Raw genomic sequence first — 24459 nt, 5'->3', positions numbered from 1 at the left:
TATTTCCTCTGACCAATCAGTGAAATATAGTTTAATATTTATACTAAGTTTATGTAATGATCAATTGTTTGTTTAAAATCAATCTTTAAAATCTGTTAAAATACTGTGTATTTTGGTTTGACAACGCTTTCTTGTGGTGCTAATATTAGTTTAAGTAACAAACAAAGTAACAATAATACCTGGTATAATATGTAAAATAGTTCCAGCATTCGGATGGTCCAGTTTATCAATTACCTTTCAGGATAAGTTTCTCTGCTGTTCATTCCAGGATACTTTTCTTCAGTTCTTCGCAACAATTCATCATTACCCCTGATTTTTCAAACTGATTTATGATCAGCATTCCGTGTCATTTGTTAAACCGCCATTTTCATCATTGTCTACAAAGGGGGAAGTGTCTGAAAAAAATTTAATGAAACACTCGGCGAAGGTTTTTACCTGTATGTGCATTCCGTTGCAGTTGGGGCATTTCCTGACCGGACACTTTGATCAGAGTTTCTATGCATATGGAGGGAAAGACAATGAAAGTTGACAAGTCATACCGGTTGGCCTATACATCCAGAGCCAAAGAAATTGTTGACCGGATGACATTGGAAGAAAAAGTCTATTTAATGAGCGGCAATATGACGGTTGAAGACATGATTGAAGACGACAAAAAGGGTCTTCATTATAATGAGGTGCCTTATGAAGCCGGCGGCAATCAGCGCCTCGGAGTCCCGGCAATGAGATTTGTCGATGGCCCGCGCGGGGTTGTATCCGGCAAAAACAGCACCTGTTTCCCGGTTTCGATGGGCAGGGGAGCGACGTTTGATAAAGAGCTTGAGGAACGGATCGGACGGGCGATTGGAAAAGAGATCAGGGCCAATGGAGGAAACCTGTTTGGCGGTGTCTGCATCAATCTTCCACGCAATCCCGGTTGGGGAAGAAGCCAGGAAGTTTATGGAGAAGATTCATTTCATCTGGGGGCGATGGGGTCAGCGCTGGTTAAAGGGGTGCAAAGTGAAAATGTAATTGCCTGCGTCAAACATTTTGCATTTAACAGTATGGAGAATGCCCGGTTTACCGTCAATGTCAAAGCGGATAAACGGACAGAAAGGGAAGTTTATCTGGTCCACTTCAAGGATGCGATTGATGCCGGAGCGGCTTGTGTGATGAGTGCCTATAACAAGTACCAGGGCACTTATTGCGGGCATAATGACTATTTGTTAAATCAGGTGCTGAAAGAGGAATGGGATTTTGATGGCTTTGTGATCAGCGATTTTTTGTGGGGAGTCAGAGATACCGTTGAAGCAGCCAATGGCGGATTGGATATTGAGATGAACGATACCAAATATTTTGGGGACAAATTGGTCGAAGCAGTAAAAAAAGGACTGGTCAGTGAAGACAGGATCAATCAGGCTGCGGTGCGGATTGTCCGGACATTGCTGGCGTTTACCGAAGCGGATGACAAAAAGTATGGCGAGGAACTGATCGGGTCGAAAGAACATATTTCACTGGCGCTGGAAGCAGCGGAAAAATCGATGACCCTCCTGAAAAATGACCATCAAACCTTGCCGCTTTCCAGGGCAGATACCAAACGGATCGCCGTTATCGGCAGACTGGGCGATCAGGAAAATATCGGGGATCATGGCTCAAGCAGGGTATATCCGGAATATGTCGTGACTCCCTTGCAAGGAATTAAGAAGGTCCTGCCAGATGCGGAAGTGATCTTTGATGACGGGCGGGATCTAAAACGAACCCGGGAATTGGCAGCCTCTGTGGATGCGGTAGTATTTGTGGTTGGTTATGATCACGATGATGAAGGGGAGTTTATCAACAACAACCAGGATGACAGCGGCGTTTCTGCCATTGGTGCCGGTTTTGATGCCGTTGGCGGAGACAGAACCCGTTCACTCGGGCTCCATGAGGATGAAATTGAATTGATTCGGATGGCGGGACCGGTCAATAAAAAATCGGTTGTCGTATTAATCGGCGGAAATATGATTATGATCGAGGATTGGAAAGATAAAGTGCCAGCGATCCTGATGGCTTACTATCCGGGCATGGAAGGCGGCACAGCAATTGCAAAAACACTGTTTGGGGAGAACAATCCCGGCGGCAAACTGCCATTTGTTGTTCCAAGGAAAGAAAGCCATCTGCCGGCAACCGACTGGAAAGCTGATGAAATCACTTATGAATATTATCATGGCTATGCCAAATTGGAAAAAGAAGGCATCCAGCCTTCATTGCCATATGGATTTGGCTTGTCTTATACGACGTTTACCATCGGAGACGCCCGTTTTTCTGTAACAGGAGAAAACATCACAGCCCGTTGCGTGGTGGAGAACACGGGAGATCGCACCGGGGATGAAGTGATTCAAATGTATGTTGGTTTCCCGAATTCCAAAGTGGATCGCCCGGTAAAGGTTTTGCGCGGGTTTGAACGGATCACCCTTCAGCCAGGTGAGAGGAAAGAAGTGGAGATTCTGTGTCCGATTGAAAAGTTGAAGTGGTTTAATCCTGAAACCGGGGAATGGGAATTGGAGCATATGGATTATGAGGTTTATATTGGAAACAGCAGTGATTTGAAGGATTTGATCAAAGGCCGTATTACCTTGTAATTTGGGGTTTTCCCCATGAGTGCCTGTTTCATTGTGGATAATTGATTGAAAGCGGTTAATTGTTGATTTCCAAAGGTCAATGGGCGAAATCTCATATATGGGCGGGGATTAATATGTATAGCCAAACCATACAGGAAACGGCAAACGGAAAAACACAGAAACTGAAAATGATTGAAAAGCTGACATTTGGTTTTGGGGATTTTGGGGCCAATTTCAGCTGGACGTTTATTGTTTCGTTTATCGCTATTTATTTGACGGACACGGTGGGAATTGCAGCGGGGATCGTTGGGACGATTGTTCTGGTTGCCCGCGTCTTTGACGGTTTTACCGATGTTTTTATGGGGACGATCATTGACAATACCACTACAAAAATGGGCAAGGCCAAACCATGGGTTTTTTGGACCGCACCGATCCTGGGGGTTTTAATGTTCATGCTTTTCAATGTGCCAGGCTCGATGGGGCAAACAGGAAAAATCACTTATGTTTTTGTCATTTACCTGCTGATTTCGGCTGTTTTTTATACTGCCAACAATGTGGCTTATTCGTCGCTTACTTCCTTTATGACCAATGACGAAAAAGACCGGGTTTCCCTGGGAAGCATCCGTTTTATCTTTGCCAATGCCGCGGTACTGTTTATTACCACTTTTACGACCATATTTGTAGATGCGTTTGGCGGCGGGCAACAGGGCTGGACATATACGGCCGCGATCTACGCTGTACTGTGTGCCGTGCCACTTATGATTACCGGTCGGTTTGTAAAAGAGAGAAACGTCGCCAAAAAGAAAAAAGGCCGGCAAACTTCATTTTTACCAACGATGAAAGTGTTGTTTACCAACAGGTACTTTATCCTGACACTGGTTTTGTATATGTTGTGGTATTTGCGGCAAACTGAAACAGGAATCAGGATTTATTACGCATCATATATTTTTGACAATCCCAATGTAATGGGAATCCTGAGCATGGCAGGACTGATTCCGCTGCTTGCCGGTTTGTTCTTTGCCCCTTATATCGTAGGCCGGTTTGGAATGAAAAAAAGTGTTAACACCGGATTGATGATATCAGTGTTTGGCTCAATTGTAATGATATTTTTTTCCGAAAATCTGGTCGGGATCATCTTCGGAATTGTGATCAATGCGATTGGCCTGGTTCCGCTGCAAGCCGGTCTCAGCGCGATTGTGGCTGATGTGGGTGACATTATCTACTGGAAATCGGGAGTGCCGGTGCAGGGGGCTGTATTCAGCCTGACCAGTGCGGGCATGAAGATCGGGCAAGGTTTGACTACCGCCCTGGTCGGTTGGTCTTTACAATTGGGAAGCTATATTGCCAACGCAGCGGTCCAGCCCGGCAGTGCCATATTTGCCATCAAATCCATGTTTATCTATTTCCCGCTAATTATTGTTATCCTGATGATCATTACAATGAATCTGTTAAATCATGAAAAACTGATGCCGAAAATCAGGGAAGAACTTCAGGCGGGGAAAATTGGAAATAATTAAATGTGAATGGACAGAAAAAAACATAACAAGTGAAATGCATGAGAACGATCCTTGAAAGCCCCGGATAAAATACCTGATTTGGGGAAGGAAAGGGTCGTTTTTTCTTGGCAAGTTCTTGGTCGGGCGGTTCGTCCTTTGGTTGTAAATAAATGAACAAGTTCAGGGGAAACCGGATTTGAGGAAGAGGATGCCGGGCAAATGGTTTTGCCGGAGTCCCGGTACACGGCGAGATCCGGTGGTGTGGATTGTACCATTTTCTCGATATGAACCGGTTGGCCAGATGATGGTTAAACCGGTTATGGCAAGGAAAGGGGAGCAACAGGTTGTACCGGTTATTGTCCTGAAGAAAAGAAGTATTTGGTCCGGTTTGTCATTCAGGAAATAAAGGTGATCCGGGGTATACTTGAATATCGGGGAACGTTTGTGGCGGTTCCCCGTTTATCTATACAAGATGGTATTTATATATATGTATTTATTATTTATCAGATCTGACTATCTCCTCATTTCACAAGTAATTTGCAATCGGTTTCCCATTGGTTTTACATCATGGAAAAAGAAATGAAAACGGGGACAAACCGGCCTGAAAAATAGCCTTTTTTTATTTCCATTTATTAATAAGATTTACTTGGATAATATTTTGTTTGGGGAGGAAGTCAACATGACCGGTCTTAAAAAAATACAAAGGCTTATGGGAAAGACAATCAGGCGCAAACGGGTCTGGATTCCCCTGGTGATTCTGGTGTTCGTTTATGTTAACAACAGTTCACTGCTGGCAAAACCGAAAACAGGAGATCCATATCTGCTGGCCCACCGCGGGCTAGCCCAGACCTTTGATCTCGAGGGCGTTGATTGGGATACCTGTACCGCGGAACGAATACATAAACCGGAACATCCTTATCTGGAAAATACCATTCCTTCAATGCGTGCCGCTTTTGAAGCGGGAGCGGATCTGGTGGAGTTGGATGTCCAATTGACAAAAGATAACCGGTTTGCCGTGTTTCACGATCACATGCTGGAATGCCGTACCGAAGCCCGGGGGAAAATTCGTGACTATACCATGGCTGACCTGAAAAAACTGGATGTTGGTTACGGTTATACGGCAGATGGAGGGAAAACCTATCCTTTTCGCGGTAAGGGTACCGGTTTGATGCCATTACTGGATGAGGTGCTTCAGGCTTTCCCCGACCGTGAATTGCTCATTCATGTAAAAAGTGATGATCCAAAAGAAGGAGTTATGCTGGCCGGGCAACTGGAAAAATTGCCCCGGGACCGGTTGCAGCGATTATCCGTGTATGGTGGCGATCAGCCGGTAAAAGCATTGAAAGAGCGGATTCCGGATCTCCGCACCATGTCCCGTGAATCGATGAAACAATGCCTGTTGCCTTATATTGCTGTTGGCTGGACAGGCTATGTGCCATCTGCCTGCAAAAATACACAGCTCCATCTTCCTGACCGAATTGCTCCCTGGCTTTGGGGTTGGCCCAACCGGTTCCTGAACCGAATGGATCAGGCCGGTACACGGGTAATTCTTGTCAAGGGCAGCGGCGGTTTTTCGGATGGGTTTGACAGTCCCGAAGATTTGAAACGTTTGCCAGATAATTACAACGGATGGATCTGGATCAACCGGATTGACCGTATTGCACCGCTATTAGACAATCATAACTGATGCTTTCTGTCCACGAAGAACCAACGGCCCGTTGAGGTTGAAACAATTGTTGGAACCATGGGGGCGGATGAATGTTGCTCAAGCCGGTTTAATTCGTGTAGCGGCAGTCTGGGAAAACTTAACTGGCTCAGCACATAGTTATAGCATTGTTCCCGAACACTTGCGGGAATTCCTTCTCTTTTCGTCCAGCGAACCGCCTCTTTATATTTACCCTGATGTACCAGGGATTGCACAAGCGGAGGCAGCAGATCAGCAAGGGAACGCCTGAATTGAAGCTTGGAGCGTTTGCCCCGTCCCCCGCCCGGTTTCCAGTAAATCAGTTTTTCCTCAACCATTTTTTTCAATAACCGTTTTACATTGCGCGAAGAACAACACAACACCAGGGCCAGTTCGCTTATACTGACATAAAATGATTGATAGCTGTTCACTTCATGGAAGTAAAGCCGAAGCAACAAATAATACTCGATTGTTTTCATAAAATCACCTATGTACCATTATATAAAAATCCCTGTTCTTTCTTAAAATTATTCAAAACCTATAAAAGAAGACGTGTCCTGTGACACGTCTTCTTTGCGGGGCCTTTTTCAGAAACCTGATCTCCTCCGGTTATTTTGGTTTCAGGCAAGTTAGTGAATATCTCTCTTTTTAAACTGACCGCCTTGAACATCATGGATATTTCCGATAGCCAGGAAGGCATTCGGGTCAACCTCTTCTACAATGGATTTTAATTTCGCTTCTTCCAATCTTGTGACAACACAAAAGATTACTTTTTTCGAGTCGCCGGTATAGGCTCCTTCACCGGACAAGTAAGTGACTCCGCGGCCTAAACGATAAAGAATCGTATTTCCCAATTCTTCGGTTTTATCACTGATAATCCAGACAGATTTTGTCTCATCAAAACCTTCAATCGTAATATCAATTACTTTAAAAGCAATGAAATAGGTCATAAGTGAATACATGGCCCGGTCCCAGCCAAACACAAATCCTGCACTGCTCAGAATAAACAGATTGAAAAACATCACAAGCTGGCCAACGGAAAAAGGAAGTCTTTTATTGATCAGAATGGATAAAATTTCTGTTCCATCCAGCGAACCGCCGTAACGGATCACCAAACCGACGCCAACTCCCAGAATAATGCCGCCAAAAACAGAGGCCAGAAGCGGGTCGTGAGTCAGACCGGGAACAGAGTGCAACAGGTTCGTACCGACCGATAAGACGATGATGCCAAATAAAGTCGAAAAAGCAAAGGTTTTGCCGATTTGTTTATACCCGAGAAAGAGAAACGGGAGATTTAGAACAAATAACAGCAAGCCAAGATTCAAGTGGGTTAAATGAGAGGTGATGATAGAAATACCAACAATGCCACCATCAATAACCTGATTGGGAACGAGGAAAATTTCCAGACCAACGGCAACTAAAAAAGCACCTGTCATGATAAAGACAGATCTTTTTAAAATTCTTAACCAAGTCAACTTTTTCGGTTTTGTAACAGTTTGGCTTTTATTTTCAAGAGAAGCTTGCAACTCCATATGTTTCAACCCCCTTTGGGACAAATTTTTTAACCGAAAAGGGGATCAGGTTGTTGAAAAAGGCAATTTATTTTTTTGCAGCTCTTGTTATTGCACCCTGATTCCATATTATATCATATTTTTTTATTTGTTCGTTTATTATTTTAATGCTTAAAAGTAAGAAAAATTTTTATGGAGTTACAGGAAAATTTCCCGCAAAATATTTTTGCATATTTTGTTTTCTCGTTAAATAGGTTTTTTCGGAAAAAATTTGGTAAAAGTTATTGACTTATCACCTAATTTATTTTAGTATATTAATCATTCGATAATCGAAATATTATTGAGGTGAAGCAATTGTATTCAGATAGGCAAATAAGAGACTTGCTTTACGTTTTTAACAGGGTCGTGGCCATCTATCACCTTTTGCTGTTGGAAGAATTAAAAGGTTATCACTTGACCTTCTCCCATGCGCGGGTGATTCATCAGTTAAAGATAAAAGAACCCCGCACATCGGCTGAAATTATAGAAAAATTAGAAATATCTGCCAGTTCGCTGAGTGGAATGCTGGACCGTTTGGAACAGATGGGGATGATTTTACGGAAACGGGACAAAAAAGATCGCCGCATTATCTGGATTTGCTTAAGCGAAAGAAGCAAAAAAATGATCGAGGAAATTTCAAACTCGCAAACCAGAAAGATCAGTAAACATTTGGAGAAGATTCATCTCACTCCGGAAGAGATCGATGTACTGATCGAAAAATTGCATCTGTTGGTCGAATCATTTTACTTGCCGTCCAAAAAAGAGAGGAGGCCTGAGGCTTGAAACGAATGCTGGTTAATGCCATATTAGTTCTTTATGCTTTGGGGATGATTGCCGGGGCTTTTTACTACTTTTCTCACCAGTCATTATACGTTCACAGTGAAATTGCCCAGGTAAAAGCTGACATGGTTCCGATCTATGCTGATCAGACAGGAATCCTCAGCCAGTGGTCTGCAGAGGAAGGGGAGAGAGTTGGGCAAGGAAAGCAATTGGGAGCGGAAACAACTCTTTTTTCCGGCCTGAATTCTGCAGAGGAGTATCCCTCACCAACCTCGCATCCGATTGTTTCACCCGTATCCGGTGTCCTTCTGAAAAGCAATGCTGTTGTTGGAGAAATGGTAAAGCCGGACCGCCCGATTGCTTTCGCCGCTGATTTATCGAACATATACATTCTGGCCTATATTGATGAAAAGGATATCGATCGGGTTGAACCGGGAGGAAAAGTGGAAATTACGTTGGATGCCTATAAAGGGCGCGTTTTTACCGGATATGTCCAAAAAACAGGAGCCATGGCCGGGAATCTGGCGGAGTCATCCGGATTCAGCCAGGAACAGACAAAAGAAGCCCAGCGGGTTCCTGTTCAAATTTCCATTGATTCCCCGAACAATGTGGAATTGATTCCCGGAATGAATGCGAAGGTAAAAATTCAAAAGTCATAAATTGTGGATGAGAAAGGTGATTTGTTATGAAAACTGGACGTCTGATCCTGATAAATGCATTGGTCTTCCTGATTATAGTAGGTCTGGGTATTGGAGGCTATTATTACTATTATATGCAATCCAATTTCATCCGGACTGAAGATGCCAAGGTAAAAGGCGATATTGTCTCCATTTCTTCCCTTGGTAACGGGATGCTGGAGGATTGGCAGGCTGAAGAAGGACAGGAAGTCAGAAAAGGTCAGGTCCTTGGCAGGATCAATACAGGGCAGCAAATGCTTGATATTGCTTCGCCAATTGACGGAACAATTATAAAAAGCGAATTTTCAACAGGTCAAATGGCTGCAGCCGGGCAAACTTTGGCACAGGTTGCCAATCTGGGTAATCTCTATATTGAGGCCAACATCGAGGAAACGGTGATAAAAGATGTCAGTGTTGGCCAGGAAGTGGATATTACCGTGGATGCGGAAGGAAATACGAAGATCAAGGGAACCGTTGCGAAAATCGGGAAAGCTACCAATTCCACCTTTTCTCTGTTGCCGCAGCAACCGGCAAGCGGGGATTATAACAGGGTGACACAGCATATCCCGGTAATGATCGAAATGAAAAGCTATCCCGATACGATCTTGCCCGGGATGAATGCGACTGTTCGAATTCATAAATAAAACTGATAAAAACCGGGAAAGGAGGGAAACAGAATGGGAAGAGTTTACAAACATCTCCCATTGATCATCGTTTTGATGATGGGGGTTTTTCTGGCGCTGCTGAACCAGACTTTGCTCAATGTCGCCATTCCCCATCTGATTCATGAGTTTCATGTAACGGCAAGCACCGCGCAATGGCTGTTAACGGGTTATATGCTCGTCAATGGAATCCTGATTCCATTGACGGCCTATCTGGTTGATCGATTCGGGACACGCCAGCTTTTTCTCGCTTCGATGATATTTTTCACGGCGGGGTCCCTGGTTTGCGGAATAGCACCTTCTTTTTCCGTCATGTTAACCGGGCGTCTGGTCCAGGCAATGGGGGCAGGTATTCTTATGCCATTGGTGATGGTCATCACTCTCTACATTTTTCCTCCGGAGGCGCGGGGGAAAGGTATGGGGATTTTTGGACTTGGCATGATTTTTGCTCCGGCGGTAGGTCCCACGCTGGCGGGATGGGTTATTGAAAACTACGACTGGCGCATTTTATTTCATGCCATGGTGCCTCTCGGTGTGATCGTGACAATTGTAGCCTTTTTCCTTTTGAAAAACACTCTGCAAAAAGAGACGAAACCGGCTTTTGATTTCTGGGGTGCCATCACGTCATCGCTTGGTGTCGGACTGCTGCTGTATGGACTGAGTGAAGCCGGCAATAAGGAGTGGAGCGATCCGGTCGTTGTCGCGGCCTTGTCGCTGGGCGTTTTCTTTATCAGTCTGTTTGTTGTATTGCAGCATCGTTCCAGGAATCCCATGCTTAATTTTGATGTTTTCAAATACGACATGTTTACGTTATCCTGTATTATAAATGTGATTGTGACGGTTGCCATGTTTTCGGGAATGTTCCTGCTGCCCATTTACCTGCAAAACCTGCGCGGTTTTACTGCTTTTGAGTCCGGGTTGTTGCTGATGCCGGGAGCGATCATCATGGGAATCATGTCACCGGTCTCCGGAATCCTGTTTGACAAAGTGGGACCCCGGCCGCTGGCAACTGCCGGGTTGCTGATCACCACCATCACCACTTATGAATTTACCCATTTAACGTTGGAGACCAGTTATGCTTACATTCTCATGATCTACATGATTCGTTCCTTTGGCATGTCGTTAATGATGATGCCGATCATGACGGCCGGCCTCAACCAGCTGCCAAGTGAAATGAACAGCCACGGAACGGCGATGGCAAACACGACCCGGCAAATTGCCGGATCGTTGGGAATCAGTGTTTTTACCACCATTTTTGCGATGCGGGCACAGTATCATCTGGGGAAATTTAGTGAACAGGCCAATCTGATGGACCCGGCGTACAGTGATCATTTCCATGCCTATTCAGGCTTTTTTGCCCAGTCCCTCGGGTTGCCGCAGGAACATGCCCAGGGGTTGCTGACAGATGCCTTGTACGGGCAGGCCAGCCAGTATGCGTCTGTCATGGGAATCAACGATGCGTTTGTTTGGGCAACTCTATTTGCTTTTGTCGGTCTTGTGCTCAGTTTCTTTATGCGGGATGTCCGGAAAGACAACATTTTGTCCCGGTCCTTGGCAAAGAAACGGAAAAAACTTGAGCCGATCAAGGGGGAAATATGAAAATGAAAGTTTTTGTGATATATGACAGTGAAGGCGGGCATACCCGAAAGGTTGCGGAATCCATTGCTGAAGGGGTGCGCGAAGCAGAAGAAGCGGAAGTTTGCCTTTATCATGTCGATGAAGCGGATATACAGGAACTGCATGAAGCAGATGCCATCATCTGGGGTTGTCCCGGGCATTTTGGCACGATCAGCTCCGGTTTGAAAGCCTGGATTGACCGTCTTGGCCATATGTGGGCAGAAGGAAAACTGGTTGGCAAAGTGGGAGCCGTTTTCTGCACAACGGCTACGGTTCATGGCGGGGCGGAAATGACTCTGTGGAACCTGATTACTCCAATGCTCCATAACGGAATGATTATTGTCGGTTTGCCCGGTAATCTGCCTGAAAATGTATTGCTGGGTTCCTATTATGGTCTGGCTGTTACCTGTCCGGTTGATTTGGATGATGAACAAAGCGATTCATCTCCGACAGAAAATGACCAGGCTTTGGGAAGGACCCTGGGGCGCCGGGTAGCCGAGGTTGCCAGGAAGCTGAAGTAAAGTTAAAGTGAGGGAAGTAAATTGACTTACCTGATTCTCTTCTATGCTGTACTGGTCATTGTTGGCGGAATTGTTTTGTATGTCATCAATTCTCGTTCCGGCAAAAAGAAAAAAACGGAAAGAAAATGGAGTTTGCCGGAAACTGATCGTCAACATAAACCTGTTGTTACCTCTTCCGGATCATCTGATGCTATTTCGGATACGGAGTATCGGGAAGTATTGCGAAAATGGTTAAAAGCCCAAACCGGTGTGAAAGAAAAACCGGTCAAAGATCCTTTGAAATACAGTGATGAAAAGTACCGGGAAGTTTTACGGTCGATGCACAAGCGTCTGCATCAGGATAAAGGGACCGATCAATAGTAAACCAGTCCGTCCTGCTTTTTGAGCGGGCGGATTTTTTATCATTTATACTAACAGGGAATGGGAGGTGAGAAGCGTGCTTATTACTTTGACAATGTTTGTTGTCGGAACATTGCTGGGTTTTATTGGAGCTGGAGGCGCCGGTTTTGTCATAGCCATCCTTACACTGGTCTTTCATGTCCCGATTCAGGTAGCGCTGGGCACTGCGCTTGCATCAATGGCTTTTACCACTCTTTCCGGCACTTTTGGTCATTTCCGGGAAGGAAATATCTCACTTCGAACCGGTATTTTGGTAGGGGCTTTTGGAGCAGTCGGCGCTTTTGGCGGTTCAAGGATTGCAGCCATGATTCCTGCTGCCCGGTTGTATTGGCTGACGACAGCCATGCTTTTTCTGTCTTCGCTGATGCTTTTGTTGCGTCTGTTTGTGGTAAAGCGTGCTGACAAACCAAAGGAGACTGTCTTTACCGCTTCCTCCCATCGCCATCTGAAATCGGTCTTGCTGGGGCTTTTAACCGGCCTGTTGGCGGGAACGTTTGGAGTTGGCTCTACACCGTTTATCCAGGTTGGACTGCTGGTATTGCTCGGATTGTCGCTCCGGCAGTCTGTCGGGACTACGATGCTGATCATTCTCCCGATTGCCATCGGGGGAGGAATGGGTTATTCCTTTGTCGGCTATCTGGATGTTCTCCTGCTGTTTCAGGTACTGCTTGGGACCATGACGGGAGCCTATCTCGGATCGAAATTTACCCGCCTGGCGCCGCAGGGATTATTGAAAGCGGCGATGGTCATGACCCCTGCCGTAGCAGGAAGTTTGATGTTATTGGAATAAACAATGGTCATGTTATTTGAAAATGCTTTTAAAGCAAATATAAAATAGTGGTGGCCCGGTTGACAGCGTTTGAAATGTCATTGAAGCGGAAATCGGAATAAAGTAACGGGGATTGTACAGGAAAGTTATCCTGCATTTGAAAATGTACTGTACTGCATGAATCATACAAGAGGAGCAGAAATGATGGCACGGGTTGATTACAAAGAAATTCGGGAGATTATTGATACATCTTCGAATTTGTTAACGGGGGAAGCCCTGTTTCCATTCGCATTTGATGAAACAATTTGCCGTGAGGTCGGAAGCGGCCGGTTTGCTCCGGCAATCCATATTTGGCGTCATCAACATGCAATGATCCTGGGGCTTCGCGACCGAAAACTGCCACATGCGCCTGAAGCGATCCGGTGGCTGGAATCGAACGGCTTCCGCGTTGGTGTCCGCAATTCAGGCGGTGCTGTCGTTCCCCTGGACCCGGGGGTTGTGAACCTTTCCCTGATTTTGCCTTCTGACAGAGGGAAGATGGAAATAAATCGGGATTTTGAAATCATGTATGAGTTGATGCAATCCTGTCTGAAACCAATCTTTCCAGGAATCGGCAAAGGGGAAATAATTGGATCGTACTGCCCGGGAAATTTTGATCTGAGTATTCAGGGGAAAAAGTTTTGCGGCATTGCCCAGAGAAGGCAGACAAAAGCGTTTGTGATCCAGGCATTTGTTCTGGTAGAAGGAAGCGGGGAAGCGCGAGGCGAGCAGGTCAAACAGTTTTATGACATGGCGTCAGGCGGGGATACACGCCTGAAATTCCCGATTGTAAAACCGTCACAGATGGCCGCTTTGGCAGAGTGGGAGGAATCGGTAACCGCGGAGTGGTTCGTTTCCCGGGTCAAAGAAGTGATCAAGGGGTTTTGGCCGGCAAGGGAAATCAATATTTATGATCCTGTGTATAATGAATCGGTTGAGAAGACGGTAACAGAATTGAAAAACCGTTATCTGGAAGAAAAATCCGAAAACAAATAAAAAATGGGCCGTCCTGTCATAGGGACGGCTTTGCTTAAATAGAAGGCCACCCCTGTATGGAGCGGCTGACACCAGGAAAACGCTGTGGAAAAGGGATTGGGTTAAAAATGGCCTGCCTGTTGTTTACAGAACAGGCGGATATGAGAAGGTCTCGGAACTCCATATTATTATTCGTATCAACTTTTTATTTTGTGTCCTTGTCTGTAATTTTCAGTTGCGTCTTGCAAAATCGACAAATCGAAACTTGTCGGGACGGTGGCGGGATTCCGTATACTGGAACAAAGTGTTGTCTTCCAAAAAGACATAATTGCGGACGACGGCTACATAACTTTCCTCCTGGTGGTCCAGCAACTGCCTGTCTTCTTCTGTCATCCGTTCAATCGTAATCACTTTCTTGGCAAAACTGATGGGAAGGCTGCACTTTTTTTCCAGATATTCATAAATGGAATCCTTGCAAACGTCCTCTGTCAGCACAGGTACATATTCCTGGCGAAAATAATCTTTATCCAGAATGATTTTTTCTCCGTCGATTTCCCGCACCCTAACCACTTCCCAGATGGGTTCCGGTCGTTTTAGCCCGAGTTGGGAACTGATGCAAGGATCCGAAATTGCCGGCTTCAATACGTGGATATAGGTTTTCCAGGACTTTTTTGTCTTGGAGAGCAGTTCCTTAAAACCGACCAGCCCCGAGACCGGGAAGTCATACCGGTTAAATCCCAGGACAAAAGAACCCTTTCCCTTGATTTTTTGAATATAGCCGTTTTGCGACAACAGGTTGAGCGCTTTGCGAACGGTTTCGCGGGAAGTTCCATAGTGTTCTGAAAGTTCTTTTTCAGACGGGAGCTTTCCCCCCGTCTTCCACTTTCCTTTTTCAATTTGCTGGGCAAGTTCACGATAAATCGAGAGATAGATATTGCTCACCGCTTTTTTCCCCTTAAATTTCCTTGGTTTTTGTTAAACGATAAACAATGGATTCGTAAGGCCGTAAGGTAATTTCCCTCCAGTCGCGCGGGGTGTCCGGGTAATTGGCAAGGATTGCTTCCCCTTTCCAGTCCGCAAGCAAATGGGCATCGGGCAGGCTCCATTGTGTTGAACAGGCACGGAAATTGTTAATGATCAGCAATTTTTCGCCCTGGCCATGGCGAAAATAGGAAAAAACATCGGGATGATCAATGTCGATGGCTTCAAAGATGCCGGTGGTCACGATATCCATTTCCTTTCGCATCCGGATCAGGCGCCGGTAGTGTGCAAAAACCGAATCGGGATCGTTCAGGGCCTGTTTCACATTGACTTCCTTATAGTTTGGAGCTGCGGGAATCCAGGGTATTCCGCTGGTAAATCCCCCATGCTGCTCATCCGTCCATTGCATGGGAGTCCGCGAGTTATCCCGTGATTTTTGCCGGATGATCCGCATCACATCTTCTTCGGTTTTCCCTTGTTTCCGCATTATTTGGTACATGTTGTGCGTTTCCACATCCCGATAGTTATCGATTGATGCAAAGTCAGGGTTCGTCATCCCGATTTCCTCTCCCTGGTATATAAACGGGGTGCCCTGCATCATGTGCATCGCGGTTGCCAGCATTTTCGCCGATTCCTTGCGGTAACGCCTGTCATCGCCATAGCGTGACACAATCCGCGGCTGGTCATGGTTACACCAAAAGAGGGTATTCCAGCCTCCGCCTTTTTGCATTTCTGTTTGCCAGGTGGACAAAATCCGTTTTAGTGCCTGAAAATCCATCCGGCCAATGCTCCACTTGTTTCCGTCAGGGTAATCCACTTTCAAGTGGTGGAATTGAAAAATCATATTCAATTCATGACGATCCGGACGGGTGTATTGAATACAATGGGGGATGGAAGTTGACGACATTTCACCAACGGTCATTATATCATAGCGGGAAAAAACCTCTCGATTCATCTCTTGCAAAAATTCATGGATACGGGGACCGTCTGTATAAAACTTGCGGCCGTCTCCCGGCGGCACTGACCCGTCATCATCAGGAAAACGCTGATCTTTGGAAATCAGGTTGATTACATCGAGACGAAATCCGTCTACTTCCAGATCCAGCCACCATCGCATTATTTCGTAAATTTTTTGACGCAACTGTGGATTTTCCCAATTCAGGTCTGCCTGCGTTTTGTCGAACAAATGCAGATAATATTGCCCCGTCTGTTCATCCCACTGCCAGGCAGAACCGCCAAACTTCGACTGCCAGTTATTTGGTTCATGCCCATCTCTGCCATCTTTCCAGATGTAGAATGACCGGTAAGGGCTTTGCCTGGAAGAGCGGGATTTCCTGAACCAGATATGCTCGGTGGAAGTGTGGTTGACCACCATATCCATAATTACCCGTAAATCGTGTGTGTGGGCCTCTTGAAGGAGTTCCTTGAAATCTTCCATCGTACCGTATCTTGCGTCGATTTTGCGATAATCACAGATATCATAGCCGTGATCTCTTTGTGGAGATTGGTAGATGGGAGTCAACCACAGAACATCGACCCCCAGATGTTTCAAGTAAGGCAATTTCTGCGTAATTCCTTTCAGATCCCCGACACCGTTACCGGTTGTGTCATAAAAACTTTTGGGATAGATTTGGTAGACAACCGCTTTTTTCCACCATTCTGTCACCGAAAGTCCCTCCTTGTCCGCTACATCAATTCTTCAATTTCTTCTTTAAGTATGGATGATTTGGTTCCGTATACAGCCTGCAGTCCGTCTCCCCGTTTGATGACACCGGATGCTCCCAGCTGTTTCAGTTTGTCTTCATCCACTTTATCCATATCCCTGATCCCGACTCTGAGGCGTGAAATGCATGCATCAAGCCTGGTAATGTTCTCTTTTCCTCCCAACGCCTCAAGAATTTGCGCAGCCTGGTTTTTCTTGTCTTTCTGTTTCTGTGCTTCCTTTTTGGCGCGATAATCTTCTTTGGTATAAAGTTTTGTTTCTTCCTCATCTTCTTCACGGCCTGGTGTTTTAAAATCAAATTTCAGAATCAGGATCCGGAAAGTGAAGTAATAGATGACGGCAAACAAAAGACCAAGCCCGATCAGTACCAACCAGGTATTGTTGTGGTTCGGGAATACATTAAACAGGATAAAATCGATAAAACCGGATCCGCCTGCAAAGCCTGCATGCATGCCAAGCGCGCCCGCAAGTCCGTACGCAATACCTGTGATGAACGCATGAACCACATACAGGGCAGGGGCGACAAACAGGAAAGTAAATTCTAGCGGTTCGGTGATTCCGGTTAAAAACGCGGTAATGGCAGCCGCAATGATCAGGGATTTGGTTTTCGCTTTTTTACTTGCTTTTGCCGTGTGAATAATTGCCAGTCCTGCCGCTGGCAGCCCGAACATGACCGGAATGAATTTTCCGGCGATATAGGTGCCTCCGGTAATGGAAACAGACGGGTCACGCAATTTGTCAATGACCTGGGCGATATAAATGTTCTGGTCACCCACAATTCTGGCACCATCGAGGGAAGTATAGGCTCCGCCAATATCGGTGAACAGAAGCGGGGTGTTGTAAATGTGGTGCAAACCAAATGGAATCAGCAGTTTTTCCATACCGCCATACAAACCGACAATCAACGGATTGGTGTGGGTTGCAATAAAGTTGCCCAGAACGAAGATTCCATTTCCGATAGGCGGCCAGATGAAATAAAGGATGACAGCCGATATGATCGCTCCAAACGAGGAGACGATCGGCACAAGCCGCTCCCCGCTGAACAGGGAAATGGAGTCTGGCAATTCCACTTTGTGAAAGCGATTGTAAAAGTAAGCAGTCAGGAACCCAATCAGAATACCGCCAAAAACGCCAATTTGCATGGTTTCAATTCCCAGTTCCGTACCAAGCAGCCTTTCATTCAGTTTGATCCCGGTAATCTGGATCATCACACCAATGGCAGTATGCATGATAAAGAAAGAGATCAGGGCTGAAAAACCAGCCATTCCCCTGCCTGTCCATGTAATGGCGATGGCTACTGCAAACAGGACAGGGAGGTTGTTGAAGACAGCCTGACCGGCCCGCTGCATGAGGATTCCTGTTATTTGCCAGCCATCACTGGCTAAAAAGGGAATGATCTCCTGAACGTTCGGGTTCAGAATGACGCCGCCAAGGCCCATCAGGATGGAGACAAGAGGAAGGATCAGTACCACAGCCATCATCGACCGGCCAACACGTTGAAAGAAGTCAAAAGAGACACGCTTAACCATTGTTTTTTCCTCCTTGGATCAAATCGGATAAGGTGTGGCATCTTTCGGCAACCTGTATATACAGGATGAGGAACAAAAAAATGAAAAGCCTTTCATTCAAGGTAATTTTAACCTGTATATACAGGTTTGTCAATTTGTATATTTGTCTGAATTGGGTCGTTGGGAAGTAACCGTAATCTTTTATTTTTCATCCTGATCCTGCCATTGATTGAACGGTTTACATGTGTTATGATGGTAACACCGCGCTAGACGGGGAGTTAGCGGTGCCCTGTAACCCGTAATCCGCTATAACGGGGTTGATGCCTGTCCGAGGCGTATTTTGTGTGAGGCTGGTCTGAATCATCAGTGTTGATGATTGGGTCCTGCGCAACGATTACTTCTGAACCGTGTCAGGTCCTGACGGAAGCAGCACTAAGGAAGCTCTATCGTGTGCCGCAGGGGTGCCTGGTCTGAGCTGCCGGTTCAGGGGCCGCTCAGGCAAAGTGCGTCGGAGACAGGCGCGCGGTTACATACCAATATTTGCAACAAGATCCTCCTTGTTTGGCAAGGTGGTTTTTTTGTATGAAAAAATGGAAAATTTTCTCATAAAGAAGGAAGAAATAGGTAAATAGCGAATAAAAAATTAGAATTATTTGTGACATTTTTTGGGGGAAGGAGCGAACTGTTGTCGGCAAGGGGGTGGAGGAATTCCTGTCCTGAGTTTGGTTTGTGAATCGAGAAAGGTAGTTCACTTGTGGATCAGATCATTTTCCAAGGAATCGTTCGTTGCACAAGGAAGCACGAAGGATAGAAGGGAAGCTTTGAATGTGGCGGTGCGAATATGATGAATATGAACACGAAGGCGTTAGCAGGAAATAGAGAACATAAATCAGTTCATTTGTATACATTTTATCCTGTGACACCCTATGAGCGTTTGGCCGTCCAGTTAATCTCACACATCCACTTGGGAGTTATCATAGTAGATGATCGATTGAATGTCGTGGAAATCAATCAAGCGGCAGGGAATATGTTAGGACTGGAAAAGTCGAAAATTTTATATCGTTCGTTTCAGGAAGCAATTATCCAATTAGGATTGCCAAAAAAGTGCAGGGACCGATTGTTTTCCATTTTGCATTCTCGGGAAGAAGGACGGGAATTGGAATTTGATTGGTGCCCGGAAGCGGGCAGAGTTCGTTCTCTTCTGTTACGTATACATCCCTTTGAAGACAGCGAAAGCGGGTTAAAAGGACAAATCCTGATGCTTGAGGATAAGACGGAGACGCTGCTTCTCAAGCAGCAGGTTCAGCAAAACAACCGTTTGGCAACCATTGGACAAATTGCTGCCGGAACTGCACATGAAATCCGTAATCCACTTACAGCGATCAAAGGGTTTTTGCAAGTGATCGGACATAGAATGAAGGAAAACGGACAACAGAAAGAACATGGCTATATCGATGTCATGTTAAGGGAAATCGGCCGGATCAGCAGCCTGGTCGGAGAGTTTCTGATGTTGAGCAAGCCGCGTCATATAAAAGTGCAATCTGTCAATGTCGTCAAGGTGCTGAAAGATATTTTGCCAATTATCAAAAATGAGGCGCTTTTGCATAATATTGACGTGGTAATCAAGCAGCAGTTAACTACCATACCCATGGTTGAAGCGGACGGAGAACTGTTGAAACAGGTTTTTCTCAATCTGACTAAGAATGCGATGGAAGCCATGAAAGACGGCGGCCTTCTGACCTTGTGTCTGAAGACTGACGAAAAAAGAAGGCAAGTTGTTGTGGAAATCTCGGATACCGGACCAGGCATTCCCAAACAGGTGCTGGAAAAAATATTTGAACCGTTTTTTACAACAAAGGAAAATGGCACTGGACTCGGGTTGCCCATCTGCCGCCAAATCCTGTGCGAAATTGACGGGGAAATCCGGATCAAGTCCGGGGACAAAGGGACAAGGGTTCTTGTACATCTGCCCCTTACAAAGGCATAGTGCCCACTGCCAAATGGAAGGAATATTATTCCCACATTGGCAGTGGGTTGTTTCTTTTGAAAAAGGGAATTTCAGTGTAGTATGATAATAAAGACCATGAATATGCCCCGCCTGGGGAAAGTTGGAGTGTTGAATGTGTCCTATCGGGCATTATACCGTGTATGGCGACCGCAGCGTTTTGAGGATTTGGTCGGTCAGGAACATGTGACAAAAACGTTGATGAATGCATTAAATGAAAAACATCTTTCCCACGCATACCTGTTCAGCGGTCCACGTGGAACAGGAAAAACCAGTGCTGCAAAAATTTTGGCCAAGGCTGTAAACTGTGTCCATGGACCTGCTAAAGAACCGTGCAATGAATGTGAAGCCTGTCGGCGCATTACCGATGGTTCGCTTATGGACGTCGTGGAAATTGATGCCGCTTCGAATCGCGGGGTTGATGAAATCCGGGATCTGCGCGATAAGGTGAAATATGCGCCGACGGAAGTTCGATACAAGGTGTACATTATTGATGAGGTTCATATGTTGACGACAGAAGCATTCAATGCTTTGTTGAAAACGTTGGAAGAGCCTCCCGAACATGTTATTTTCATTCTGGCTACCACAGAGCCGCATAAACTTCCTCCAACGATTGTTTCCCGTTGCCAGCGCTTCCCGTTTCGCCGCATTTCTTTTGAACAGATTGTAAAACGGATGAAGCATATTTGCCAGTCCATGCAAATTTCCTTTGATGAGGAAGCTTTGCTGGCTATCGCCCGGGCAGCAGATGGCGGAATGCGGGATGCCCTGAGTTTACTGGACCAGGTACTGGCTTTCAGCGGTGAATCGCTTGCGATTCAGGATGTGCAAGCTGTGACGGGAAGCATTTCCCGGGAATTGGTGCTGGACATGTTGATGGACCTGGCTAATCAGGATGCTTCCTCCGCCCTTGAAAAGCTTGACCAGTGTATTGTAAACGGAATTGAACCGGAAAATTTGATACAGGATTTCATCCATACCTGCCGGGATCTTTTACTGTTTCGGGCAGCCCCTCAACTGATAAAGCATGAAGAGGGAGAGCACTGGATCGAGTCAGTGGAAAAAGCAGGACAAAAGTTAACCGAAGCACGGCTGACACAGATGATGGAGCTGTTGATCCATTTTCAGCAGCAGATGAAATGGGTCACTCATCCGCGGGTGTTGCTGGAAATGGCTTTGGTCCGCTTGGCTGGTGTTCCTGAGTCCGATCAGAGTGGAGCATCGCAGGATAGCGTGCGGAAACTGGAATTACGGATCAGGCAATTGGAGAATACTGTGCAACAGTTGAAAAATGGTTCTCTGCCCAGGGAAGAAATTCCTCCGCCGCAAAAAACGCGACCTGCTCCATCAGGCCCCCGGGTTTCCAACCCGGCTTTGGGTAATGCCTGGCTCAGGCAACTTTCTGAAAAGCAACTGTCCCATGTCAGGAAAATTTGGCCAGATCTGCTTCACCGCATTAAGGAAGAAAAAATTACCGTACACGCCTGGCTGATCGACGGGGAACCTGTCGGAGCAACAAAAGATGCAGTTATTGTGGCGTTCAAAAGTAAAATTCACCGGGAAACTACGGATAAAGAAAGCAATAAATCTTTAATTGAAGATGTTCTTTCCAAAACGATGGGGACTCGGATGCGATTAAAAACGATCATGGTTGAAGATTGGGAGAAAATTGCACGGAAACTGGGTCCCCGTTCTTCTGAAACAGAAAGTCATGCAAAAGAATCGAAGCCAAAGAGGGAACATGATATAGTAAAAAAGGCTGTTGATTTGTTTGGTAAAGATGTTGTGAAAATACTGGATGACCATAAGCCTGTGTAAATAGGGAGGCGACTTTATGCGTAATATGAATCAAATGATGAAACAATTAAAGAAAATGCAGCAGGAGATGACAAAAGCCCAGCAGGAACTGGAGAAAAAAGAAGTGGAGGGAACTGCTGGCGGTGGTGTGGTTAAGGTAAAAATGAATGGACATAAACAGCTGCTGGGGGTTGAAATTGCCCCTGAAGTAGTAGATCCGGATGATGTGGATATGTTACAGGATCTGATCGTGGCTGCCATGAATGAGGCGATGAAACAGGTGGATGAACTGGTGGCCAAGGATTTGGGGAAATTTACGGGCGGCATGAATGTTCCGGGTTTATTTTAAAATGATCAAGCAGACTAGAGGTGGCGAACGTTGTATGTGCCAGAACCTATCTCGAAGCTGATCGAGGGATTCATGCGCTTGCCGGGGATTGGCCCCAAGACTGCCCAGCGCCTGGCTTATTATGTATTGACCATGGAGGAAGAAGATGTGATGGATTTGGCCAAAGCGCTGGTGCGGGTACAACGTGATCTATGCCATTGTTCCATATGTGGCAACATTACTGACCGTGATCCTTGTCCCATTTGCTCGGACAAGAACCGCGACCGGTCGGTAATTTGTGTAGTGCAGGACACAAAGGATTTGATCGCGATGGAACGAACCCGGGAATACAATGGTTTATATCACGTCTTGCATGGAGCGATTTCTCCTATAGAAGGAATTGGACCGGATGATTTGAAAATTTCTGATCTGCTCAAACGATTAGAGGATGAAACGGTAAAAGAATTGATTCTGGCTACCAATCCAAATATTGAAGGAGAAGCAACGGCAATGTATTTGTCCCGGCTGACGAAACCATTTGGCTTAAAGGTGACTCGAATTGCCCATGGCCTCCCCGTTGGGGGAGATCTGGAATATGCAGATGAAGTGACATTGACAAAAGCCCTGGAAGGAAGACGGGAAATATAAATTTGGCATGAATCAGACAACCTCATGCATAGGATGAAAGCGACACTTCTTTTTGAGAAAGATGTCGCTTTCATTTTTGGTGAAGCAGGTGGAAAAGTGGGTCTTTCCCTGCAAGCAGGTACTGAACCGGGAAACGCCGGGAAGGTATTCAGGCACGGGATGGCATGGATTTTATGCATCGGTTTTTTTGCCCAACAATGGGTTTATACATCAAAAGGTACATGGTTGATTGTTCCGGGCGACATAAGTGCCTTTACCACATTATTTTATCAGCTGGTGCTGTTCTGTTTTTGGCGAGGGGAGTATTTACCCGGTTTCATTGGGAACGGAATGCCTGCCATCAAATAATTTGCGTGTTGGATATTGTCTATTTTGTCGCGTGGATTGAAGCCTTATCCGTGCTTTTTTCCTTCTCGCTCCCGTTTTTGCCCGGTTTGGTGCAGCATTTAATTCCAACTCTTCCATTTCTGTGGATGATTGGCCTGACATTTCCTGTATTCAGGAAACGGTGGCAAGAAATCGGATTTGTAGGTACATTATCGCCTTCCTGACCGGTATGGATGGTTGCAATGATTGTGGTTTGTGTCTTGATGTACCTGTTTTTGGACCAGATCATATCAAAACCGATGGCAGAATGGTTCTCTCTGGAATTATCCTCCTGGAGGGAAAATCAAATCAGTCAAAAAGCCTGCATCATGCCAATGCTTCTCACAGTGGCTGTTGATCGGTTTGGTCGGACCGGTTGCGGAAGAAATTTTTTCGGGGCCTGATCAGACCTGGGGTGGCAAAACGTTCAGACATGGCTTGGGCATCTTTTTGTCCGCAGCCAGTTTCTCGCTTTTCCATATGGATGTAGCAATGCTGGCACCGTTATTTGTTCTTGGCCTGATTCTGTCGCTTCTTCGCTATTGGACAGGGCAGTTATGGGCGCCGATTGTTTTTCACGTAATGAACAATTTCATTGTCCTTATATTTGAATAGCTTCCTTATTCGTAAGGACAGAAAATCCATTTTCAGGAGGAGATTCATGTGCTGGATTACAAATGGTGGATTGGAATTGGACTACTGGGGACTTTGTTCTTTATGGGGATCAACCGCTCGGTGAGAAAACCGCTTCTCTGGATTGGGAAAGGCATGCTGTATACTGCCGTCGGAGCATTGATCCTGTTTGTGGTGAACATGTTGGGGCAATATGTTCATGTGCAGATTCCAATCAATTTGATTACCGCTTTTGTAACAGGAGTTCTGGGTTTTCCCGGTCTTATTTATTTACTGGCAGTAAAAATCATTTTTATTGGAGTATAAAAAACAAAAAAAGTGTTGACTATTTTTTATGAGCATGTTAATATCATATCTGTCGCCGCGATAAAGCGGCAAACAAACAAAACGAAGTGTTCCTTGAAAACTGAAGAGTGAAGACGTGACTCGTTAATTCTAATTGAGCAATCAAACCTTATCCACATAGTGGATCAGTTGTTCCAAGTGCTGAAAGCACCAGGAACAACTTTATTGGAGAGTTTGATCCTGGCTCAGGATGAACGCTGGCGGCGTGCCTAATACATGCAAGTCGAGCGGGGTCTGGCCCTTCGGGGCGGGACCCAGCGGCGAACGGGTGAGTAACACGTGGGCAACCTGCCCGCAAGACCGGGATAACTCCGGGAAACCGGAGCTAATACCGGATAATCCTTTTCTCCGCCTGGAGGAGAGGTAAAAGACGGCCTTGG

General features: G+C 45.8%; 25 protein-coding genes, 1 rRNA gene and 1 other RNA gene. 21 read left to right on the top strand and 6 right to left on the bottom strand.

The genetic code is table 11. The features are described from left to right. The first annotated feature begins 518 nt into the window (after positions 1–518). The 4 genes from H2C83_RS06960 to H2C83_RS06945 all read left to right on the top strand — a co-directional run bounded on the left by H2C83_RS06960 (position 519) and on the right by H2C83_RS06945 (position 5759). On the top strand, positions 519–2597 hold the full coding sequence (locus H2C83_RS06960) for a beta-glucosidase family protein (RefSeq protein ID WP_181739147.1): 2079 nt from the start codon (positions 519–521) through the stop codon (positions 2595–2597). Between the two features lie 113 nt (positions 2598–2710). Then, on the top strand, positions 2711–4093 hold the full coding sequence (locus H2C83_RS06955; protein ID WP_181739145.1) for an MFS transporter: 1383 nt from the start codon (positions 2711–2713) through the stop codon (positions 4091–4093). 175 nt (positions 4094–4268) lie between these two features. After that, complete coding sequence (locus tag H2C83_RS06950; RefSeq protein WP_181739143.1) at positions 4269–4478, top strand: hypothetical protein; 210 nt, start codon at positions 4269–4271, stop codon at positions 4476–4478. Positions 4479–4751: 273 nt separating this feature from the next. Continuing rightward, positions 4752–5759 (top strand): glycerophosphodiester phosphodiesterase family protein, encoded by a 1008-nt coding sequence (locus tag H2C83_RS06945; RefSeq protein ID WP_181739141.1) that lies wholly within the window; start codon positions 4752–4754, stop codon positions 5757–5759. On the opposite strand, the gene H2C83_RS06940 is transcribed toward H2C83_RS06945, so the two are convergent. After that, entirely contained in the window at positions 5750–6235 is a 486-nt protein-coding gene (locus H2C83_RS06940) for an SgrR family transcriptional regulator (protein ID WP_181739138.1), read from the bottom strand. The genes H2C83_RS06945 and H2C83_RS06940 overlap by 10 nt on opposite strands. 150 nt (positions 6236–6385) lie before the next feature. After that, positions 6386–7288, bottom strand: a complete 903-nt coding sequence (locus H2C83_RS06935) for a YitT family protein (protein ID WP_181739136.1) — start codon at positions 7286–7288, stop codon at positions 6386–6388. Positions 7289–7672: 384 nt separating this feature from the next. Here H2C83_RS06935 and H2C83_RS06930 point away from each other — a divergent pair, with 384 nt between their 5' ends. The 8 genes from H2C83_RS06930 (at position 7673) to H2C83_RS06895 (ending at position 13766) form a co-directional block, all read left to right on the top strand. Next, the gene (locus H2C83_RS06930) at positions 7673–8089 is read left to right on the top strand and encodes a MarR family winged helix-turn-helix transcriptional regulator (RefSeq protein WP_181739134.1); all 417 of its coding nucleotides are present in this window, start codon (positions 7673–7675) and stop codon (positions 8087–8089) included. 5 nt (positions 8090–8094) lie between these two features. Further along, the gene (locus tag H2C83_RS06925; protein WP_246333794.1) at positions 8095–8745 is read left to right on the top strand and encodes an HlyD family secretion protein; all 651 of its coding nucleotides are present in this window, start codon (positions 8095–8097) and stop codon (positions 8743–8745) included. A 26-nt stretch (positions 8746–8771) separates the two neighbouring features. Next, the gene (locus H2C83_RS06920; RefSeq protein WP_181739130.1) at positions 8772–9407 is read left to right on the top strand and encodes a biotin/lipoyl-containing protein; all 636 of its coding nucleotides are present in this window, start codon (positions 8772–8774) and stop codon (positions 9405–9407) included. Between the two features lie 33 nt (positions 9408–9440). Next, positions 9441–11024, top strand: coding sequence for a DHA2 family efflux MFS transporter permease subunit (locus H2C83_RS06915; RefSeq protein WP_181739128.1), 1584 nt, complete (start codon positions 9441–9443; stop codon positions 11022–11024). Between the two features lie 2 nt (positions 11025–11026). After that, positions 11027–11563 (top strand): NAD(P)H-dependent oxidoreductase, encoded by a 537-nt coding sequence (locus H2C83_RS06910; RefSeq protein WP_181739126.1) that lies wholly within the window; start codon positions 11027–11029, stop codon positions 11561–11563. Positions 11564–11584: 21 nt separating this feature from the next. After that, the gene (locus tag H2C83_RS06905; protein ID WP_181739124.1) at positions 11585–11923 is read left to right on the top strand and encodes a hypothetical protein; all 339 of its coding nucleotides are present in this window, start codon (positions 11585–11587) and stop codon (positions 11921–11923) included. Between the two features lie 76 nt (positions 11924–11999). Beyond that, positions 12000–12752 (top strand): sulfite exporter TauE/SafE family protein, encoded by a 753-nt coding sequence (locus H2C83_RS06900; RefSeq protein ID WP_181739122.1) that lies wholly within the window; start codon positions 12000–12002, stop codon positions 12750–12752. A 156-nt stretch (positions 12753–12908) separates the two neighbouring features. Further along, entirely contained in the window at positions 12909–13766 is an 858-nt protein-coding gene (locus H2C83_RS06895; RefSeq protein WP_246333792.1) for a lipoate--protein ligase family protein, read from the top strand. A gap of 210 nt (positions 13767–13976) precedes the next feature. Here the strand turns inward: H2C83_RS06895 and treR are convergent, their stop codons facing one another. Genes treR through H2C83_RS06880 form a run of 3 tightly spaced genes read right to left on the bottom strand, consistent with a single transcriptional unit; the run spans position 13977 to position 17978 of the window. Continuing rightward, the gene (gene treR / locus H2C83_RS06890) at positions 13977–14687 is read right to left on the bottom strand and encodes a trehalose operon repressor (RefSeq protein ID WP_181739120.1); all 711 of its coding nucleotides are present in this window, start codon (positions 14685–14687) and stop codon (positions 13977–13979) included. Positions 14688–14700: 13 nt separating this feature from the next. Then, positions 14701–16392, bottom strand: a complete 1692-nt coding sequence (treC, locus tag H2C83_RS06885; protein ID WP_181739118.1) for an alpha,alpha-phosphotrehalase — start codon at positions 16390–16392, stop codon at positions 14701–14703. Between the two features lie 20 nt (positions 16393–16412). Beyond that, on the bottom strand, positions 16413–17978 hold the full coding sequence (locus H2C83_RS06880; protein ID WP_181739116.1) for a PTS transporter subunit EIIC: 1566 nt from the start codon (positions 17976–17978) through the stop codon (positions 16413–16415). Between the two features lie 240 nt (positions 17979–18218). Here H2C83_RS06880 and ffs point away from each other — a divergent pair. The 6 genes from ffs to H2C83_RS06850 all read left to right on the top strand — a co-directional run bounded on the left by ffs (position 18219) and on the right by H2C83_RS06850 (position 23083). Next, positions 18219–18483: signal recognition particle sRNA large type (ffs, locus tag H2C83_RS06875), an RNA gene on the top strand. Positions 18484–18798: 315 nt separating this feature from the next. Beyond that, complete coding sequence (locus H2C83_RS06870) at positions 18799–19944, top strand: two-component system sensor histidine kinase NtrB (protein WP_181739114.1); 1146 nt, start codon at positions 18799–18801, stop codon at positions 19942–19944. 81 nt (positions 19945–20025) lie between these two features. Then, entirely contained in the window at positions 20026–21780 is a 1755-nt protein-coding gene (gene dnaX, locus H2C83_RS06865) for a DNA polymerase III subunit gamma/tau (protein WP_246333791.1), read from the top strand. Between the two features lie 16 nt (positions 21781–21796). Next, positions 21797–22108, top strand: coding sequence for a YbaB/EbfC family nucleoid-associated protein (locus H2C83_RS06860; RefSeq protein ID WP_181739112.1), 312 nt, complete (start codon positions 21797–21799; stop codon positions 22106–22108). A 30-nt stretch (positions 22109–22138) separates the two neighbouring features. After that, positions 22139–22735, top strand: coding sequence for a recombination mediator RecR (recR, locus tag H2C83_RS06855; RefSeq protein WP_181739110.1), 597 nt, complete (start codon positions 22139–22141; stop codon positions 22733–22735). Positions 22736–22759: 24 nt separating this feature from the next. After that, the gene (locus tag H2C83_RS06850) at positions 22760–23083 is read left to right on the top strand and encodes a hypothetical protein (protein ID WP_220184050.1); all 324 of its coding nucleotides are present in this window, start codon (positions 22760–22762) and stop codon (positions 23081–23083) included. Between the two features lie 19 nt (positions 23084–23102). Here H2C83_RS06850 and H2C83_RS06845 read toward each other — a convergent pair whose 3' ends face one another. After that, positions 23103–23351, bottom strand: a complete 249-nt coding sequence (locus H2C83_RS06845) for a hypothetical protein (protein WP_181739106.1) — start codon at positions 23349–23351, stop codon at positions 23103–23105. 53 nt (positions 23352–23404) lie between these two features. On the opposite strand from H2C83_RS06845, the gene H2C83_RS06840 reads away from it, so the two are divergent. The 3 genes from H2C83_RS06840 to H2C83_RS06830 form a co-directional block, all read left to right on the top strand. Beyond that, positions 23405–23716, top strand: coding sequence for a CPBP family intramembrane glutamic endopeptidase (locus H2C83_RS06840; RefSeq protein ID WP_376766347.1), 312 nt, complete (start codon positions 23405–23407; stop codon positions 23714–23716). A gap of 48 nt (positions 23717–23764) precedes the next feature. Continuing rightward, on the top strand, positions 23765–24040 hold the full coding sequence (locus tag H2C83_RS06835) for a pro-sigmaK processing inhibitor BofA family protein (protein ID WP_181739102.1): 276 nt from the start codon (positions 23765–23767) through the stop codon (positions 24038–24040). 201 nt (positions 24041–24241) lie between these two features. Then, a 16S ribosomal RNA gene (locus H2C83_RS06830) occupies positions 24242–24459 on the top strand; the annotation flags it as partial.

The sequence above is a fragment of the Thermoactinomyces mirandus genome, from assembly GCF_013868055.1.
GTDB classification, from domain to species: Bacteria; Bacillota; Bacilli; order Thermoactinomycetales; family Thermoactinomycetaceae; genus Thermoactinomyces; species Thermoactinomyces mirandus.
Note: the sequence above shows the minus strand (reverse complement) of the source record. Positions and strands in the feature narration are given on the sequence as shown.